The sequence below is a fragment of the Kluyvera sichuanensis genome, assembly GCF_040930405.1.
Lineage (GTDB): Bacteria > Pseudomonadota > Gammaproteobacteria > Enterobacterales > Enterobacteriaceae > Kluyvera > Kluyvera sichuanensis.
On sequence record NZ_CP162271.1, the window covers coordinates 3,870,794 to 3,889,949 of the forward strand.

The 19,156-nt window shown below is 54.6% G+C and carries 17 protein-coding genes, 2 tRNA genes and 1 pseudogene; 17 read left to right on the forward strand and 3 right to left on the reverse strand.

The window, feature by feature from the left end:
* Positions 1-25 precede the first annotated feature (25 nt).
* Positions 26-102, forward strand: a tRNA-Asp gene (locus AB2B48_RS18595).
* Positions 103-165: 63 nt separating this feature from the next.
* Positions 166-241 (forward strand) — tRNA-Trp (locus AB2B48_RS18600).
* Between the two features lie 101 nt (positions 242-342).
* Here AB2B48_RS18600 and hdfR read toward each other — a convergent pair.
* Positions 343-1,161, reverse strand: a complete 819-nt coding sequence (gene hdfR, locus AB2B48_RS18605; RefSeq protein WP_185669637.1) for an HTH-type transcriptional regulator HdfR — start codon at positions 1,159-1,161, stop codon at positions 343-345.
* A 118-nt stretch (positions 1,162-1,279) separates the two neighbouring features.
* Here hdfR and AB2B48_RS18610 point away from each other — a divergent pair, with 118 nt between their 5' ends.
* Entirely contained in the window at positions 1,280-1,618 is a 339-nt protein-coding gene (locus tag AB2B48_RS18610) for a DUF413 domain-containing protein (protein WP_035896409.1), read from the forward strand.
* Positions 1,619-1,642: 24 nt separating this feature from the next.
* Here AB2B48_RS18610 and AB2B48_RS18615 read toward each other — a convergent pair.
* A pseudogene (locus AB2B48_RS18615) lies at positions 1,643-3,164 on the reverse strand (YifB family Mg chelatase-like AAA ATPase).
* Positions 3,165-3,517: 353 nt separating this feature from the next.
* On the opposite strand from AB2B48_RS18615, the gene ilvL reads away from it, so the two are divergent.
* The 14 genes from ilvL to AB2B48_RS18685 all read left to right on the forward strand — a co-directional run bounded on the left by ilvL (position 3,518) and on the right by AB2B48_RS18685 (position 17,455).
* Positions 3,518-3,616, forward strand: a complete 99-nt coding sequence (gene ilvL / locus AB2B48_RS18620; RefSeq protein ID WP_001311244.1) for an ilv operon leader peptide — start codon at positions 3,518-3,520, stop codon at positions 3,614-3,616.
* Between the two features lie 139 nt (positions 3,617-3,755).
* Positions 3,756-5,402 (forward strand): acetolactate synthase 2 catalytic subunit, encoded by a 1,647-nt coding sequence (gene ilvG, locus AB2B48_RS18625; RefSeq protein ID WP_368299814.1) that lies wholly within the window; start codon positions 3,756-3,758, stop codon positions 5,400-5,402.
* Complete coding sequence (gene ilvM, locus AB2B48_RS18630) at positions 5,399-5,665, forward strand: acetolactate synthase 2 small subunit (protein ID WP_040118523.1); 267 nt, start codon at positions 5,399-5,401, stop codon at positions 5,663-5,665. The genes ilvG and ilvM overlap by 4 nt, the downstream gene beginning before the upstream one ends.
* A 17-nt stretch (positions 5,666-5,682) precedes the next feature.
* Entirely contained in the window at positions 5,683-6,612 is a 930-nt protein-coding gene (ilvE, locus tag AB2B48_RS18635) for a branched-chain-amino-acid transaminase (protein WP_035896405.1), read from the forward strand.
* Positions 6,613-6,677: 65 nt separating this feature from the next.
* Entirely contained in the window at positions 6,678-8,528 is a 1,851-nt protein-coding gene (gene ilvD / locus AB2B48_RS18640) for a dihydroxy-acid dehydratase (protein ID WP_368299815.1), read from the forward strand.
* A gap of 2 nt (positions 8,529-8,530) precedes the next feature.
* A complete protein-coding gene (gene ilvA / locus AB2B48_RS18645) occupies positions 8,531-10,075 on the forward strand; it encodes a threonine ammonia-lyase, biosynthetic (RefSeq protein ID WP_185669633.1) in 1,545 nt (514 codons plus the stop codon).
* A 247-nt stretch (positions 10,076-10,322) separates the two neighbouring features.
* The gene (locus tag AB2B48_RS18650; RefSeq protein ID WP_368299816.1) at positions 10,323-10,838 is read left to right on the forward strand and encodes a PTS sugar transporter subunit IIA; all 516 of its coding nucleotides are present in this window, start codon (positions 10,323-10,325) and stop codon (positions 10,836-10,838) included.
* A gap of 1 nt (position 10,839) precedes the next feature.
* The gene (locus AB2B48_RS18655) at positions 10,840-11,118 is read left to right on the forward strand and encodes a PTS sugar transporter subunit IIB (RefSeq protein ID WP_035896401.1); all 279 of its coding nucleotides are present in this window, start codon (positions 10,840-10,842) and stop codon (positions 11,116-11,118) included.
* A 45-nt stretch (positions 11,119-11,163) separates the two neighbouring features.
* Positions 11,164-12,567: a PTS galactitol transporter subunit IIC gene (locus tag AB2B48_RS18660; RefSeq protein ID WP_368299817.1), complete on the forward strand. Its 1,404-nt coding sequence runs from the start codon at positions 11,164-11,166 to the stop codon at positions 12,565-12,567.
* Positions 12,568-12,635: 68 nt separating this feature from the next.
* A complete protein-coding gene (locus AB2B48_RS18665; protein WP_368299818.1) occupies positions 12,636-14,699 on the forward strand; it encodes a BglG family transcription antiterminator in 2,064 nt (687 codons plus the stop codon).
* 103 nt (positions 14,700-14,802) lie between these two features.
* On the forward strand, positions 14,803-15,465 hold the full coding sequence (locus tag AB2B48_RS18670) for a class II aldolase/adducin family protein (RefSeq protein ID WP_185669629.1): 663 nt from the start codon (positions 14,803-14,805) through the stop codon (positions 15,463-15,465).
* Between the two features lie 45 nt (positions 15,466-15,510).
* On the forward strand, positions 15,511-16,521 hold the full coding sequence (locus tag AB2B48_RS18675; protein WP_368299819.1) for a dihydroxyacetone kinase subunit DhaK: 1,011 nt from the start codon (positions 15,511-15,513) through the stop codon (positions 16,519-16,521).
* Positions 16,522-16,530: 9 nt separating this feature from the next.
* Positions 16,531-17,172, forward strand: a complete 642-nt coding sequence (locus AB2B48_RS18680; RefSeq protein ID WP_368299820.1) for a dihydroxyacetone kinase family protein — start codon at positions 16,531-16,533, stop codon at positions 17,170-17,172.
* 16 nt (positions 17,173-17,188) lie between these two features.
* A complete protein-coding gene (locus tag AB2B48_RS18685) occupies positions 17,189-17,455 on the forward strand; it encodes an HPr family phosphocarrier protein (RefSeq protein WP_035896560.1) in 267 nt (88 codons plus the stop codon).
* 40 nt (positions 17,456-17,495) lie between these two features.
* Here AB2B48_RS18685 and AB2B48_RS18690 read toward each other — a convergent pair whose 3' ends face one another.
* On the reverse strand, positions 17,496-19,073 hold the full coding sequence (locus AB2B48_RS18690) for a hypothetical protein (RefSeq protein WP_368299821.1): 1,578 nt from the start codon (positions 19,071-19,073) through the stop codon (positions 17,496-17,498).
* Positions 19,074-19,156 lie beyond the last annotated feature (83 nt).

Here is a 19,156-nt window from a genome sequence, read left to right on the forward strand (position 1 = left end):
CCGGGTAGTGACAAAGAAATTCGGTGGAGCGGTAGTTCAGTCGGTTAGAATACCTGCCTGTCACGCAGGGGGTCGCGGGTTCGAGTCCCGTCCGTTCCGCCACTTATTTAAAATTAAGCCTGCTACATTAGCAGGCTTAATGATAAGAAAAATTAAGAAGTCTTTAGGGGCGTAGCTCAGTTGGTAGAGCACCGGTCTCCAAAACCGGGTGTCGCGAGTTCGAGTCTCTCCGCCCCTGCCATATATAATCCTTTGCTTAGGCAAAGGATTTTTTTTGCCCAAAATTTGCCTTTCTAAAGACCCGTCGCTGTTCACTCCGGGCCGCTCATGATTTCCTGTTTATCAAAAAACGTTGTTTTTCAGTATGTCGCGAATTTGCGCCTGTTTGTCGCTATTTTGCAGCCAGATCGCGTATAAAGGCCGCGAAATTGATGAACCATCCGCAACCGGATATATACCGTTTTGCTCCTGAGCCCATGACGTCGGCAACCAGGTACAGCCTTTTAACGGCAGCAACTGTCGATAGGCCAGGCTAGCCGAACTGGTGGTTAATAACGGAATGTCATCACTGGCGATAAGCCCGGTTTCATGCTGCTGAAAATCTGCCCCCCACTCAAGGCGAAGATAATTCAGATCGGCTTTGATGGTGGCCGGTGATGCACAGAACAGCTCAAGGGTGAAATGTCCCAGCAGTTGGCTGCTAAATTCATCCATCTTCGGCGTTTCGGTAGTGATCAGCAGATCGAGCTGGCGCTCATGCAGTTGCTTCACCAGCGACTGCCGCTGTGCAATTCGCGCTTCAAACTGCAGGGCATCATCTGCCTGGTAGAGCCTTCCTAGCCACTCATTGAGCATGCACTCCCACAGCGAAGCGCTGGCGCCAATCGAAAACTCGTTATGTCGTGAGGTACTGGCGACCTCCTTGCGTGCGGCCTGCCATGTACTCATCAGCGTCTCTGCGTAAGGGAGCAGCTTTTCTCCCGCTGCCGTCAGCCGTATGTTATTGCGGTGACGGGTAAATAAATTAACGCCAAGCTGATTTTCTAACTGACGAATACGAAAGCTCACCGCAGATTGTGTCAGATAGAGCGCTTCTGCGGCTCGCCCGAAGTGGCGAGTTCTGCTCACTTCGAGGAAAGTTTTCAGCAATTCGGTATCCACAGCTTTCTCCGCAAAATTTTTTGTCGTAATGATTTAAATCTTTTGTTTTACACTCTGTCAAGCGTATCTAATACTCCGCGCCATAAATAGCTCGGCCAAAGAATTAGGAGCGTGTAGGATGGCGGAAAGCTTTACGACGACTAATCGTTTTTTTGATAATAAAAATTATCCGCGCGGGTTCTCTCGTCATGGTGACTTCACCATCAAAGAGGCGCAGCTGCTGGAGCGTTATGGCTTTGCCTTTAACGAACTCGATCTTGGCAAGCGTGAGCCTGCAACCGATGAGGAACACCAGTTCGTCGCGGTATGTCGCGGTGAGCGTGAACCGGCTTCAGAAGCTGAACGCGTATGGCACAAGTATGTGACTCGCATTAAGCGTCCTAAGCGTTTCCATACGCTGTCCGGTGGTAAACCGCAGATGGAAGGCGCTGACGACTACACTGAAAGCGACGACTAAGAAAAAGGGGCTTCGGCCCCTTTTTTATTGCAGTAAAGTTTGCAGATGGCTGAGCATGCGGTCAATTCCTCGGTAGCTCAACGCTTCCTGCAAATGTCGACGCTCAATGGCGTCAACGCCCTCCATGTCGGCCAACGTACGCGCAACCTTAAGCAGCCGCTGCCACGCGCGAATGGAAAGCCCCAGTTGCGTGAGCGTCTGTTCCAGCCAGCGTGAATCCTCATCGCAGAGAACACAATGTACCCTTGCTTCGCCGCTACCGAGATGAGCATTAAGCTTTCCCTGCCGGGAAAACTGGCGCTGATGGGCGGCAATCACGCGACGTTGTACCTCATGACTACTCTCTTCATGGCGAACGGGTTGGCTCAGCAATCCTGGCGGAGGCATGGGGGATCTCAAGCGATAAATCGAAACGGTCGAGGAAAGGCCCCGACAGGCGATTGAGGTAGCGCAGCGTCTGTTCTGGCGTGCAGCGATTGTGTTTTCCCTCATAGTGCCCGGTCGGGCTGGGATTCATGGCAGCAATAAGCTGGAAGCGAGCAGGGTAGGTGATTTTGGCGCGCGTCCGCGAAATATGGATCTTGCCCGACTCGATAGGCTCTCTTAATGCATCCAGCACCCGGCGTTCAAACTCCGGCAATTCATCCAGAAACAGAATCCCGTTATGGGCCAGCGAGACCTCGCCAGGGGCAGGTATTGATCCTCCGCCCACCATCGCGGTTAAAGACGCGCTGTGGTGCGGCGCGCGAAAAGGCCGACAGCGCCACTCTGCCTGCACGCGGCGACTATTTTCCAGACTGATGATAGCGGCACTTTCCAGCGCCTCGCGATCGTTAAGCGGCGGCAGTAGCCCCCTGAGTCTCGAGGCCAGCATGGTTTTCCCGGTACCCGGCGGGCCAATCAGCAATAAATTATGCCCGCCTGCCGCCGTCACCTCTAACGCGCGCTTCCCCTGTTGTTGCCCGATGACTTCGCTCAGATCGTCAGTGGCTTCGGTAATGACGGGCGTCTCCACCGGTGGAAGCCGCAGTTCCTGCTTCCCTTCCAGAAACGCGCAAACCTCCAGAAGATGGCTGGCGATGAGGCAATCATTGCCGCCGAGCAGCCCAACCAGCGGGGCATCGTCTTCAGCGAGTACTATCTGTCGCCCGGCGCTGATGGCCTCCATTGCCGCAGAGATAGCCCCAGGAATGCCGCGTAACGCGCCTGTAAGCGCCAATTCCCCTACGAACTCATATTGACCCAGTTTCTGGGTGCTAAGCTGCTCAGAGGCTGCCAGGAGCGCAATAGCGATAGGTAAATCATATCGACCGCCTTCTTTCGGCAGGTCGGCGGGTGCCAGGTTGATGGTGATTTTTTTCGCCGGAAAGGTATAACCGCTGTTGATGATTGCGCTGCGAACCCGATCCCGGGACTCTTTGACGGTGGTTTCCGGCAGACCCACCATCACCAGCCCCGGCAGCCCCTGGCTGATATGCACTTCAATGGTAATCAGTGGCGCATTCACGCCGAGCGCTGCGCGCGTATAGACGACGGATAGTGACATAATTCCTCCCTGATGAAGGACATTATGCATTGGCGTGCTGTCGTATTAATCCGTTACTTCGCGTATTTACGCGTCTTATCCTGCTATTTTTGCTACTTTTCATGCATTTTCATTTTTCACGGAAGCACGCCCGCATTTTTTTACGTAATCGCCCTGTGACCCCCGCTTTTGTGGGGGGCGAACGTCAGATGGTGAAATATTTTCATTTCATATTTTTTCTATATAAAACAAATATTTTTCTAATAATCCTTAGCATGGTAATCAATGGCGTCATAAAAAAAACTTGTGCTTTTTGTGATGTCTGTGGTAACTCTGTAGGTATTCCTTCGAACAAGATGCAAGAATAGACAAAAATGACAGCCCTTCTACGAGTGATTAGCCTGGTCGTGATTAGCGTGGTGGTGATTATTATCCCACCGTGCGGGGCTGCACTTGGACGAGGAAAGGCTTAGAAATCAAGCCTTAACGAACTAAGACCCCCGCACCGAAAGGTCCGGGGGTTTTTTTATGACTAAAAAACAATAACGAGGAGCAGAGAATGACAAGTAGCACAAAATTCTGTTTCTTACGATCTAAGGCGGGGAACTAACTATGAATGGCGCACAGTGGGTGGTACATGCGTTGCGAGCGCAGGGAGTCGAAACGGTATTTGGGTATCCAGGTGGTGCCATTATGCCCGTTTACGACGCTCTGTATGACGGCGGCGTAGAGCATCTGCTGTGTCGACACGAGCAGGGCGCGGCGATGGCGGCCATCGGCTATGCCCGCTCTACCGGTAAAACCGGCGTCTGTATCGCCACTTCAGGCCCAGGAGCAACCAACCTGATCACTGGCCTGGCGGACGCGCTGCTCGATTCCGTTCCTGTTGTTGCCATCACCGGCCAGGTTGCCGCACCGTTTATCGGTACGGATGCCTTCCAGGAAGTGGACGTCCTCGGTTTGTCGCTGGCCTGCACCAAACACAGTTTTCTGGTGCAATCCCTGGAAGAGCTGCCGCGCGTAATCGCTGAAGCTTTCCAGGTGGCAAACTCAGGCCGTCCTGGCCCGGTTCTGGTTGATATCCCTAAAGATATTCAGATTGCACAAGGCGATCTGGATCCGTACTTCTCCACCGTAGAAAGCGACGACAGTTTCCCGTATAGCGAAATGGCGCAGGCGCAGCAGATGCTGGCCGAATCGCAGAAGCCAATGCTGTACGTCGGCGGCGGCGTAGGGATGGCGCAGGCGGTTCCCGCGCTGCGTGAGTTTATGGCGGTCACGAACATGCCCGCGACCTGCACGCTGAAAGGCCTGGGTGCCGTGCCTGCGGATTATCCGTACTATCTCGGTATGCTGGGTATGCACGGTACCAAAGCGGCGAACCTGGCGGTGCAAGAGTGTGATCTGCTGATCGCCGTTGGCGCACGCTTTGATGACCGCGTAACCGGCAAGCTGAACACCTTCGCGCCGCATGCCAAAGTTATCCATATGGATATCGACCCGGCAGAAATGAACAAACTGCGCCAGGCGCATGTTGCCCTGCAGGGCGACCTGAATGCGCTGCTGCCCGCGCTGCAGCAGCCACTGGCGATTGACTCCTGGTGTGAACATAACGCGGCGATGCGCGCCGAGCACGACTGGCGTTACGATCATCCGGGCGAGGCTATCTACGCGCCGTTGCTGCTGAAGCAGCTTTCCGATCGTAAACCGGCGGAAAGTGTGGTGACGACTGATGTCGGCCAGCACCAGATGTGGTCCGCTCAGCACATGACCTACACCCGCCCGGAGAACTTCATCACCTCAAGCGGCTTAGGCACGATGGGCTTCGGTCTGCCGGCGGCCGTTGGTGCGCAGGTAGCGCGCCCGAACGATACGGTTATCTGTATCTCCGGTGACGGCTCTTTCATGATGAACGTACAAGAGCTGGGCACCGTAAAACGCAAGCAGTTGCCGCTGAAGATCGTACTGCTCGATAACCAGCGGTTAGGGATGGTTCGCCAATGGCAGCAGCTGTTCTTCCAGGAACGTTATAGCGAAACCACCCTGACCGATAACCCCGATTTCCTCACGCTGGCCAGCGCCTTCGGCATTCCTGGCCAACACATCACCCGTAAAGACCAGGTAGAAGCGGCACTCGACACCATGCTCGCAAGCGAAGGCCCGTACCTGCTTCATGTCTCAATCGACGAACTTGAGAATGTCTGGCCACTGGTGCCACCTGGCGCCAGCAACTCACAAATGCTGGAGAAATTATCATGATGCAACATCAGGTCAACGTGCAGGCCCGCTTCAACCCGGAAACCTTAGAACGCGTCTTACGTGTGGTTCGCCATCGCGGCTTTCAGATTTGCTCGATGAATATGGAAACGGCCAGCGATGCACAGAACATAAATATTGAACTGACCGTTGCCAGCCCACGGTCAGTCGACTTACTGTTTAGTCAATTAAATAAACTGGTGGACGTGGCCTCGGTTGCCGTTCAGCAATGTACAAGCACATCACAACAACAGATTCGCGCCTGAGCGCAATAGGAAGAGAAATGACGACGAAAAAAGCGGATTACATTTGGTTCAACGGTGAGATGGTGCGTTGGGAAGATGCGAAAGTACACGTCATGTCCCACGCGCTGCACTACGGTACCTCCGTATTTGAAGGCATCCGCTGCTACGACTCCCACAAAGGCCCGGTTGTTTTCCGCCACCGCGAGCACATGCAGCGCCTGCGTGACTCCGCCAAAATCTACCGTTTCCCGGTTTCTCAAAGCGTTGACGAGCTGATGGAAGCCTGCCGCGAAGTGCTGCGCAAAAATAACCTGACCAGCGCCTATATTCGTCCGCTGGTCTTCGTCGGCGACGTGGGCATGGGCGTTAACCCGCCGGACGGCTACACCACTGACGTGATCATCGCGGCGTTCCCGTGGGGAGCATACCTGGGCGCAGAAGCGCTGGATCAGGGGATCGATGCCATGGTCTCTTCCTGGAACCGTGCCGCACCGAACACCATCCCAACGGCGGCAAAAGCGGGCGGTAACTATCTTTCCTCACTGTTGGTGGGCAGCGAAGCGCGCCGCCACGGCTATCAGGAAGGTATCGCGCTGGATGTGAACGGCTATCTGTCTGAAGGGGCGGGCGAAAACCTGTTTGAAGTGAAAGATGGTGTGATCTTTACCCCTCCGTTCACCTCGTCCGCGCTGCCGGGTATCACCCGTGACGCCATCATCAAGCTGGCGAAAGACCTCGGTATTGAAGTGCGCGAGCAGGTGCTGTCTCGCGAATCCCTGTACCTTGCAGATGAAGTATTCATGTCCGGTACCGCCGCTGAAATCACGCCGGTGCGTAGCGTTGACGGTATCCAGGTTGGTGAAGGTCGCTGTGGCCCGGTCACCAAGCGCGTTCAGCAAGCATTCTTTGGCCTCTTTACCGGTGAAACCGAAGATAAATGGGGTTGGTTGGATCAGGTTAATCCATAAGCATAAAAAGATGGGGTGTCACGCAACACCCCATTTAACAAGATAAAGACTGGGAGTACTAAAGCATGCCTAAATACCGTTCCGCCACCACCACTCACGGCCGCAATATGGCGGGCGCCCGCGCACTGTGGCGCGCCACCGGGATGACCGATGATGACTTCGGTAAACCGATTATTGCTGTCGTAAACTCGTTTACCCAGTTCGTGCCGGGCCACGTTCACCTGCGCGACCTCGGTAAACTGGTTGCTGAGCAGATCGAAGCCTCCGGCGGCGTTGCTAAAGAGTTCAATACCATTGCGGTGGATGATGGTATCGCTATGGGCCATGGCGGCATGCTTTACTCTCTGCCGTCCCGCGAGCTGATTGCCGACTCCGTCGAGTATATGGTGAACGCCCACTGCGCCGATGCGATGGTCTGTATCTCCAACTGCGACAAAATCACCCCGGGGATGTTGATGGCCTCTTTGCGCCTGAACATTCCGGTTATCTTCGTTTCCGGCGGCCCGATGGAAGCCGGAAAAACCAAGCTCTCTGACAAAATCATTAAGCTCGACCTGGTCGATGCGATGATTCAGGGCGCGGACCCGAAAGTCTCTGACTCGCAGAGCGAGCAGGTTGAACGTTCAGCTTGCCCAACCTGCGGCTCCTGTTCCGGTATGTTCACCGCCAACTCGATGAACTGCCTGACCGAAGCGCTGGGTCTGTCTCAGCCGGGTAACGGCTCGCTGCTGGCCACCCACGCTGACCGCAAAGCACTGTTCCTCACCGCGGGCCAGCGCATCGTTGAGCTGACCAAACGCTACTACGAGCAGGATGATGTATCCGCGCTGCCGCGCAACATCGCGTGCAAAGAAGCGTTTGAGAACGCCATGACGCTGGATATCGCCATGGGCGGCTCCACCAACACCGTTCTGCACCTGCTGGCGGCGGCACAGGAAGCCGAAATCGACTTCACCATGAGCGATATCGACAAGCTGTCCCGCAAGGTGCCGCAGCTGTGTAAAGTGGCGCCAAGTACCCAGAAATACCATATGGAAGATGTGCACCGCGCCGGCGGCGTGCTGGGGATCCTCGGCGAGCTGGACCGCGCAGGCCTGCTGAACCGCGACGTGAAAAACGTTCTCGGTCTCTCCCTGCCGCAGACGCTGGAGCAGTACGACATCACCCTTACCCAGGACGACGCGGTCAAGAAAATGTTCCGCGCAGGCCCGGCCGGTATCCGTACTACTCAGGCGTTCTCGCAGGATTGCCGCTGGGATACGCTGGACGATGACCGTGCCGAAGGCTGTATCCGTTCTCTGGAGCACGCTTACAGCAAAGACGGCGGCCTGGCCGTGCTGTACGGTAATTTTGCGGAAAACGGCTGTATCGTAAAAACTGCAGGCGTAGATGACAGCATCCTCAAATTCACCGGCCCGGCAAAAGTGTACGAAAGCCAGGATGACGCGGTGGAAGCCATCCTCGGCGGCAAAGTTGTCGCAGGCGACGTGGTGGTCATTCGCTACGAAGGGCCGAAAGGCGGGCCGGGCATGCAGGAAATGCTCTACCCAACCACCTTCCTGAAATCGATGGGTCTCGGCAAAGCCTGCGCCCTGATCACCGATGGTCGTTTCTCCGGCGGTACCTCTGGCCTCTCTATCGGCCACGTTTCTCCTGAAGCGGCAAGCGGCGGCAATATCGCGATCATCGAAGATGGCGACATGATTGCTATCGATATCCCGAACCGTGGTATTCAGCTGCAACTGAGCGACGCGGAAATTGCCGCACGTCGTGAAGCGCAGGAAGCCCGTGGCGACCAGGCGTGGACGCCGAAAAATCGTGAGCGTCAGGTCTCCTTCGCCCTTCGCGCTTATGCTAGCCTGGCAACCAGCGCCGACAAAGGCGCCGTACGTGATAAATCGAAACTGGGTGGCTAATCATGGCAGATTCACAACCCCTATCCGGCTCCCCTGAGGGGGCCGAGTATCTCAGAGCGGTGCTACGCGCACCGGTCTATGAAGCGGTGCAGGTGACGCCGCTACAGAAAATGGAAAAGATCTCTTCGCGCCTTGATAACGTGATTCTGGTGAAGCGCGAAGACCGCCAACCGGTGCACAGCTTCAAGCTGCGCGGGGCCTACGCGATGATGGCGGGCCTGACGGCCGAGCAGAAATCGCATGGCGTGATCACCGCATCCGCGGGCAACCATGCGCAGGGCGTGGCGTTCTCATCTGCCCGGCTTGGCCTGAAATCGCTTATCGTCATGCCGGTTGCGACCGCCGACATCAAAGTCGATGCCGTACGCGGTTTTGGCGGCGAAGTGCTACTGCACGGCGCGAACTTTGACGAAGCGAAAGCCAAAGCCATTGAGCTGGCGCAGCAGCAGGGTTTCACCTGGGTTCCGCCTTTCGATCACCCGATGGTAATTGCCGGGCAGGGCACGCTGGCGCTGGAATTGTTGCAACAAGACGCTCACCTCGACCGCGTGTTTGTGCCGGTCGGCGGCGGTGGTCTGGCGGCGGGCGTGGCGGTGCTGATTAAACAGTTGATGCCGCAAATCAAAGTCATTGCCGTAGAAGCCGAAGATTCTGCCTGCCTGAAAGCGGCGCTGGATGCCGGTCATCCGGTTGACCTGCCGCGTGTGGGACTCTTCGCTGAAGGCGTAGCGGTGAAGCGCATCGGTGATGAAACGTTCCGCCTGTGTCAGGAGTATCTCGACGATATCGTCACCGTCGATAGCGATGCTATCTGTGCGGCGATGAAAGACCTGTTCGAAGATGTGCGTGCGGTGGCGGAGCCTTCCGGGGCGCTGGCGCTGGCAGGCATGAAAAAATACATCGCCCAGCACAACATTCGCGGCGAACGCCTGGCGCACGTGCTGTCCGGCGCGAACGTTAACTTCCACGGCCTGCGCTACGTCTCTGAACGCTGTGAGCTGGGGGAACAGCGTGAAGCGCTGCTGGCGGTGACGATTCCAGAAGAGAAGGGCAGCTTCCTGAAGTTCTGTCAGCTGCTGGGCGGGCGTTCGGTTACTGAGTTCAACTACCGTTTCGCCGATGCGAAAAATGCCTGCATTTTTGTTGGGGTCCGCCTGAGCCGGGGTCTGGAAGAGCGTAAAGAGATCCTGCAGTTGCTCAACGAGGGCGGCTACAGCGTGGTGGATCTCTCCGACGACGAAATGGCGAAGCTGCACGTGCGCTATATGGTCGGCGGTCGTCCATCTAAGCCGCTACAGGAACGCCTTTACAGCTTTGAGTTCCCGGAATCTCCGGGCGCGCTGTTGAAGTTCCTGCACACCTTAGGCACGCACTGGAATATCTCTTTGTTCCACTACCGCAGTCACGGTACCGACTATGGTCGTGTGCTGGCTGCATTTGAGCTGGGCGAGAACGAACCGGACTTTGAAACCCGACTCAACGAACTGGGTTACGATTGTCATAACGAGACCAATAACCCTGCGTTCCGCTTCTTCCTCGCGGGCTAAGCGCCGCTTAACGGGAGATAATCTGTCTGGATTATCTCCCGATCTCCTTTTTATTTGTCGTAACCTGCCAAATTATTTCGCTGCCAACGAATCTCAACGATAAAAATGTGACGTAATTCATAATAAAACGCTCACCGCGTTGCGCCAGCCTGCGCACATCTTTTGGGGGCAATATTTGTCGCTCGCTTGCTGCTCCTGAATTAACATTGTCTCTAGTTAATTCTTAGCGGTTAGAGAGGATATTCGGATGAGAACGGATATAATTGATGCCCCGAATGAAAGTGCGCAAGGATGTGAATATTTTACGCCTCAACTCACATTTCTGGATAAACATTATAATAATTCCACGGACTTTTTTTCTTCGATATTTTTGCTGCTGAAAGAGCAAGGCTATGTCCGGGACTCTTTTCTTGACGCCATCATCGCCCGTGAAAAAGCGTACCCTACCGCGCTGCCAACGCTGCCGGTGGCCATCGCGCTTCCTCATACCGACCCTCAGCACGTTATTCGCCCTTTTATCTCCGTAACGCGGCTGTCTACGCCTATTGCCTGGCAGGAAATGGGCAATGATGACAACACGCTTTACGTTCATTTTATTGTTTTACTTGGTTTTGTTGACCACAGCAGCCACCTGACCGCGCTGCAAAAGCTCATGGACTGCCTTGCGGATGAAGAGATTGTCCAGACCCTACGCGAAATAGACGATGTAGAAACCTTTCTCTGTACCCTCACATCAAGACTGCAATTAGATAAGGATTTATAAGATGAAAAAAGTCATTGTTGCATGTGGAAGCGGCGTTGCTACCTCACAAACGGTTGCCAGTAAAGTGACCCGCCTATTGAATGAACGCCAGCAGTCGCATATCAAAGTTGAAGTCATCGACCTGAAATCGCTTGATAGTCATATAAAAGATAGCGCGGCTTATATCGCCATCACCAAAGTTGATAAGCAATATCCTATCCCGGTAATTAACGGGATTGCTTTTTTGACCGGCATGGGGATGGAGCAGGAATTACAAAAGGTCATTGATGCCTGTAAATAAGGTGTAGCTCTTTAATCCGTATAATTATTTTAGTGGAGAAGTGCTATGGACTTTCTTGGTGTAGTCATAAATTATATTCTGAATTTAGGCGCGCCGGTTTTTGTGCCTTTTATTATGTTATTAGCCGGGCTGGTGGTGCGGATGAAATTCCGCGATGCGGCCTCGGCGGCCATCACGCTGGGCGTCGCCTTCGTCGGGATGAGCATGCTGATTGGCTTTATGGTTGATGCCATCGGCGTTGCCGCGCAGACCATGATGAACCGTACCGGCCTTGAGTTAAGTATCGTTGACGGCGGCTGGACGACGATGGCGAATATCTCCTGGGCCTGGCCTTATGCGTTCGCCATGTTCCCGCTTCAGGTTGGCGTAAACATTGTGATGTTGATGCTGAACAAGACCAATACCTTCAACGCCGACCTTTGGAACGTGTGGGGGAAAATCTTTACCGCGTTTATCGTGGTGAGCGTCACCACCCCATTGTTTGGCCCGGTCTGGAGCCTGGTACTGGCGTTCCTTGTTGCCGCTTTCCAGATCATTATGGAACTGAACGCGGGGGATATTCACCAGCATCGTATTGAGAAGCTCACGGGGATCCCGGGGGTAACCTGTACGCACCGTATGGTCTTCTTTGGTGCCATCTATTACCCGTTCGATCTGCTGCTGCGCAAAATTCCGGTCTGCAATAAGCCGATGGATGCCAGCGCGCTGCGCGCCAAAGTCGGGGTCTTTGCCGAAAACCATATCATCGGTTTTATTCTGGGGATCCTGTTTGGGGTGATTGCGGGCTACAGCGTCGCGAAAACGCTGATGCTGGGGGTGCAGGCCTCAACGGCGCTGGTGCTGTTCCCGATGATTTCCAAGCTCTTTATGCAGGCGCTGTCGCCGATCTCAGAGGCCATCAGCGACTATATGAACAAGAAATTCTCCGGGCGTAAGCTGTTCGTGGGTATCGACTGGCCGTTTATGGGCGGCGCGAGCGAGATCTGGTTTGCCATTATCGTTGCCATCCCGTTCACCCTGCTGTGGGCGCTGATTCTGCCGGGAAATAAGATCCTGCCATTTGCCGGCATCATTAATATTGCGCTGATCGTTCCGGCCTACCTGGTGACGCGCGGTAACACGCTGCGCATGGTTATCCTGAGCATTATTGGCGTGCCGTTCTTCCTGTTCGTGGGGACGCAGTTCGCGCCAATGATTACCGACCTCGGTCTGGCCACTAAAGCGATCACCATCCCGGCAGGGCAGCTGATTTCGAACAGTTCGATTGATGCCCCGGTCTTCACCTATGCCTTCTCCTTCCTGTTCAAATTCCTGGAAGGCAACTTTATCCCGCTAGTCTTCGCGCTGTGGTGGGGATGTGGCTACTTCTTCTACTCCCGCGAACTGCGTCGTGAAAGCAATTTGGCACAGCAGGAGGCCGAACAGCAGGAGAACGTTCAACAGGCGTAATTCTGGGTTTCATGTTCATGTCTGGCGGCAGGCGTCGCCGCCAGGCTTTTCATTGCAGGAGAGTCGGCATGGCTATGGATAAACGCGTGGTTGCAGTGCTGGATGCCATTGTGAACGATCCCGGCATCACGGGGACGAAGCTTGAAGAGCAGTTTTGCCTGACGCGCAAACAGCTGAGCTATACGCTGAAAAAGGTGAATGACTACCTGGAGTCGAACCACTTTGACCGGATCAACCGTCTGAAAACCGGGAAGCTGCATATCCCGCGCCATGTGATTGAGCATTTTCGTCAGAATCAGACCTCTGAAACCGAGCACCGCTATCTCTACTCGGAAGAAGAGCGCGGACAGATGATTATCTTTATGCTACTGACCCGCAGCGAACGGCTGTCATTGCTGCATCTCTCCTCTTCGCTGGGCGTGAGTCAGAATACGATTATCAACGACCTGAAAAAGGTGCGTACAGAGGTTATCGAGCACGGACTGGAGATAAGCTACGACCGGGGCAACGGCTACCATATTCTGGGTGAGGAGCTGGAAAAACGTTATCTGCTGCTGAACTGTTTACGTCGGGTGCTGGAAATTCCGGTCGTCAAAAATATTCTCGCCCACTACAACAACGTGATGAGCGACTATCTGGAAAAGGTCGGCAACGTTTTTAGCGAAATTGAAAAACGTTTTAAAATTCAGTTTACCGACCGCCAGCTCCAGGAGCTTATCTATTTTATCTGCTTTGTCCTGCACCGTATTGATTCAGGAAAAGGTCTGGTTAATATTCCGAGCAGCTACGCCGATATTATTGGCAGCAGAGAATTTACCCTGATGCAGAGCGTTATCAGTAAAATCAATATCAATAGCGAAAATGAACTGGTTTTCCTGACGGCACTGATCCAAAGCTCCAATATTCAAAGTATTGCCGATAAATATTTCCACCTGGATACGCTGCTGCTTGAAAGCGTGGTGGCGGTAGTCGACAACTTTGAAAAAATAAGCTGCGTCACCATCAAAGAGAAAAATGAGCTGATTGAAAAAATCTATCAGCACTGGAAACCAGCCTATTACCGTATTCGCTATCATCTGACCAATACCAGCAGCGTTTACGATCTGGTGGTGAAAGAATTCAGCCATCTGCACGAGATGGTTCGCCGCGCGGCGGTGCCGTTCGAGACGGTACTGCACTGCGAAATTCCCGATGAAGAGATGGCGTTTTTGACGGTGCTTTTTGGCGGTTGGCTGACCCGCGAAGGGGTAATCCATCAGATTAAGCTACAGAAAACGGCGGTGGTGGTGTGCGAAAACAGCGCCACGATCTCTACCTATCTGTTCCTGACGCTGCAGGTGCTTTTCCCGGAGTTACACTTTACCGAAGTGATGTCACGGCGCGAATTTGAGCGCTATACCGGGCACTACGACGTGGTCTTCTCAACCACGCATCTGAATACCAGCAAGATGGTGTTTGTGGTCAATCCGTCCATCAGCAGCATTCACAAAAGTGCGTTCCGCAATCATGTGATCGGTGCGCTGCAGGGCGTAGATCCGAATATCATTCAGATAGAGCAACTGCTGCTTATCTTCGAGCGCTTTGGCAATATCATCGACCACAAAGGGCTACAGCGTGCGCTTGCCAGCTACATCTATGATGAGAACAGCGCCGCGAGCGCAGCGGGCAACATTGAGCCGCCGACGCCATCGCTGACGGACTTGCTGCAGCGTGAACACGTTCAGTTTGCCACTTCGCTACCCGCTGACTGGCAGCAGGCGATTACCGAGGCTTCAGCATCGCTGCTGGAAAACGGGGTGATTGAACCGCGCTACCTGCAAATTATGCTGAATAAAATCGCCGATGAGCAGCCCTATATCATGCTGGCCGACGGCGTGATTATTGCCCATGCGGGCGTCGATGATGGCGCGCTGGAAACGGGGATGACGCTATTACGCCTGCCTTCAAAGATTGATTTCGCCGGTTATATGCAGGCCGATATTATTATCGTCCTCGCGACGAATAATCCGCAAAAGCATCTTAAGGCGCTCGCGCAATTAAATGAGTTTCTCGAATTCTATGATGGCGGCAATGTTATTCGCCGCGCACAGGATGAATATGCACTGATAAATGAATTTGTCCGTCATTCGTAATCATTAATTAAACGCCGTTGCAGCGTAAAAGCTGCAACGTTATTTCCCGGCAATCATTGTCGCGACATCGCTCGCCCCTACAACCGTATACAGGATAAATATTATGTTAGACATTCAGAAAAAACACGTCGTTGAAATGGCCAGAACCGCTCAGCAATGGGGGCTCTGTAAACATAAAGCGGGTAATTCCAGCGTACGGGATAAAGAGACCGGGCTTATTCTGGTGACCCCAACCACTATCGACAAAATGCATTTAACGCCGCGCGATATCGTGGTGATGGACGTTGAAGCCAATGTGATTGAAAGCGAAGCGGGATTGCGCCCAACCAGCGAATGCTTGATGCACATCGAGATTTATAAAGCGCGGCCGGACGTGTTCGCCATCTCCCACACGCACTCCCTCTACGCGACCTCTTTTGCCGTGCTGAATAAGCCTATCCCGGCGGTGGTGTACGAATGCGCCATTCTCAACCTGAAAGACGGGGTGATCCCGGTTGCGCCGTACGGCCGCCCCGGCACGCCAGCGCTTTCCGAGAGCGTGATCGAACCTATCAAGCGTGCCGATGCCATCCTGATGGAAAAACATGGCGCAATCGGCGTGGATAAAGACCCGTATGAAGCGGTGCTGAAATCCGCGTACCTGGAGGAGATGGCGCAGATTTACTACCACGCGCTGGTGATTAACGGCGGCAAGGAGCCTGAATCCTTCGCCCCGGAAGAGCTGCAGCGCTGGGCCTACCCGTCACAGATCAAATTTGCCCGTTAATTGACGCGCCCGCCCGTCCGGGCGGGATATTCATGGAGAGAACGCATGAAAAAATTTCTGAATCAGGCGGAGGACTTTATCCCGGAGATGCTGGAAGGCATCTATCTGGCGCACCCCGATAAATTCCGCTTTGTGAATGAGGATCTGCACTGCCTTGCCACGGCGCGCCCGGTCCCTGGCAAGGTGGGAATCGTCACCGGCGGCGGCTCCGGGCACCTGCCGCTGTTCCTCGGCTATGTGGGGCAGGGCATGCTGGACGGCTGCGCCATTGGCGATGTGTTCCAGTCACCGTCGCCGGAGCAAATTCTGGCCGTTACGCAGGCGGTAGACAGCGGTGCGGGCGTGCTCTACCTGTACGGCAACTATAACGGCGATATCTTCAATTTTGACATGGCGGCGGAAATGGCCGACATGGAGAGCGACATCCGGACCTGCACGGTCGTTGCCGCCGATGATGCCGCCGGTGCCGTGCCGGGCGGTGGTGCCACCACGCGACGCGGCGTGGCGGGGATTTTCTTCGTCTACAAATGTGCTGGCGCATCGGCCGCCAGAATGGATGACCTTGACACCGTCCAGCGTATCGCGCAGAGGGCCGGTGATCGTGTGCGGACGCTGGGGGTGGCGCTGTCGCCGTGCATCGTGCCGCGTATCGGTAAGCCGGGTTTCCATATTGGCGACAACGAGATGGAAATCGGCATGGGTATCCATGGCGAAAGCGGCATTCGTCGCGGGCCGCAGCTGAGTGCTGAAAATATTGCTGAAGAGATGATGTCCTGGCTGATTGCAGACTCTCCCTGCCAGCAGGGCGATGAAGTGGCGGTGCTGATTAACGGCCTCGGTGCGACGCCGCTGGAAGAGCTGTACCTGATGTATCGCCATGTGTACCAGATTCTGGCGCAGAGCAACATCCGCGTCTTCCGCGTGTGGGTGGGGGAATTCGCCACGGCGATGGAGATGACCGGCATGTCCATCAGCCTGATGCCGGTAGACGATGAACTTAAGGCACTGTTGAACGCGCAGGCCGACACGCCGATGTTCCGGCAGTTTCCCGCCTAAGGAGGCGCTATGACGTTAAACAGCGAGAGCTTACGCCCGCTCTTTGCCGAGTGGGCGAGGGTGATGCAGGGCAACAAGACGGTGCTAACCGAACTGGACAGCGTGGTGGGCGATGGCGATCTGGGCCTCACCATGAGTGATGGTTTTGCCGTGGCGTCGGACTATGCACAGCACAGCGGCGAACCCGATCTGGGACGGTTTTTTTATCTGGCGGGTAAAGCGATGGCCTCGGCGGTACCCTCCACGATGGGAACGCTGATGGCTTCCGGCCTGATGCAGGCGGGAAAAGTCTTTAAGGGACGGGAAGCGATGACGCTGCAGGATGCAGGCGACTTTTTCCAGGCCTGGTTTGATGGTGTGCAGCAGCGCGGCAAAGCGCATCCGGGTGAAAAAACCTTTCTTGATGGGATGGCACCGGCGCTGGTGGCACTGCGTGGTCAGGGCGAACCGCTGAACGTGGCGCGGGAAGCGTTGTTAGCGGCACAGCAGGGCGTGCAGCAGACTACCACCATGGTGGCGAAGCACGGGCGTGCGGCTATCCACGGCGAGCGATCCCGTGCGTTTGTCGACCCGGGCGCGATGGTCGCCCAGCTTCTGATCCAGGGCTATTTTAACGTCGTTCAGGGGATGTACCCGGCTAACGGACAGTAAGTAAGGAACCGCAATTATGTTGAAAGAAGTAGTGAAAATCAGCAATCTGCACGGCATTCATGCCCGCCCGGCGGGCGTACTGGCAAAGGCGTGCGCGCAGTATCAGTCGCGGATCGAGATGATCTACGATGGTAAAACCATCAAGGGAAAAAGTATCATGAGTATTCTGGGGGCCGGGATCAAAGGCCGAGGATCGCTTGAGATCATCTGCAGCGGCAGCGACGAGCAGGAGGCGATGGCGAAGCTGAAGGTGCTGTTCGCAGAAGGCTTTGGTTTCGATTAGCCTCAACAAAAACCGCCGTTACCGCGGCGGTTTATCACGCTTACCGATAATAGGCGTTAGCAAATAGGTCCTGGTCATCCTCCCCCTCTTTGAAAAGGCCAGTGTAGGTGCCTTCGGGTAACAGCAGCGCTTTCTCCGGGCCGTTGAGTAACGTGATGATTTTGCGGCCTGCCGATAGGGTTATAGGGGGAACGAGTGCGATCCCGTCCACGTTGATTTGTGCGGAAACGGGCGCGCCGGTTTCGCTGTACAGCTGATATCTTCCGGCGAGCGGCACCTTGAACACGACCTGACGGTCGAGGTGCACTCGTTGCCCCATCATCCTGATATTCGGCGCAATCTGGACATAGCTGCTATCGATGGCGTCGGCGATGGCAGGATAGATATTACTCAGTCGGTAGGACCATAAAACAATCTTCGGCGGGGATTGGGTAAGTACCTGCCAGGCTTCGGAGCTTTTACCTTCACGCAGCGTCTTTAAAACATACCAGGTATCGAGCCACAGGGTTGTCGGTTCCAGCCTGTTGGGCAATATCCCTATACCATCGAAGTATTTTTCATCAGGTTTAAGCAGTGCTTCTGCCCGGCTAACCAGCTCAAGCTGCCGCACATTGCTGATTTTCAGATAGCTGAAATTGGTACGGTAGCTTGAAAGCAGAAGGAATATAGCCACCGCTAGCATAAATAATCTCAGGCTTGGCTTACGGTGATGAGCGAAGAGAACGTCCAGCGGAGCAAGAGACCAGAGGGATAAAAACGGTAGCGCCATAATAAAGACATAGGGCCATGGCTGACTGTGCGTGAACACCAGCGTGGTAATCACGAGCGAAAATATCAGAGCGATACGGTTTTTTTCATGCAAGACGCGAAAACGTTTCACCGCAATGGCCATGCCGCTAAAACAGAGCAGATAGAGCCACGCATTTTCCATCAGAGTTTGTAAGACGAACGTGCGAAGCGCGCCGCTATAGGCTTCGCTACCGCTTACCGCCACTTCTAGCGGGCCAAAGATCAAACCTTCAGCAATACGCAGTGGGTCGCTGCCGCCGAATATCAAGCAATAGGCCATTGCGGGAAGTAGCCACCCGACGGTTAAGTAAAAACCGCGAACGAGAGCCGTGACGACGTCTTTTCGCAGCGTAGCGTCAACCACTAAACCCAGCCCAAGGGCCAGATTGAAGAAGGCTGATTTTTGGGTAACCAAAAATGCCAGCCCGCTTAAGATCCCGGCGATGAAAATTTTTCTGGTGTTGAGGGTTGGGCCGCGCAATATCACCAGCATGGCAGCCAGGGCGAAAAACAGCGCCAGGGGCTCTGAGCGGGTACGGAAGATGCGCTCCATAAAATTAGTAAAGCACAGTAAAACCAGAACAATCAGCAGTGAGCGTAAACGCTGCTCGCCCAGCGCACGCGCGCAGGCGTAAACCAGGAGTAGCGTTGCGCAGGCGAGCAGGGCCGTCTGCATTCGCCCGATATGAATAATCGAGGCGGCGTTCCAGCCGATCAGATGAGCCAGTTTATAAAACACCGCAAAGCCCACGGCCTTTGGCGGTTGAATGGTATCGAATAGCCCATTGGCGAAATATTTGGCGTAGCCAAGTTGGGCGAACTCATCCATGACCAGACGAATATGCCAGGCAAAAATGAAAATAAGCGCCACTTTAATGGCAATACTCGCGCCGAGGAGCAGCGTAACGCTCC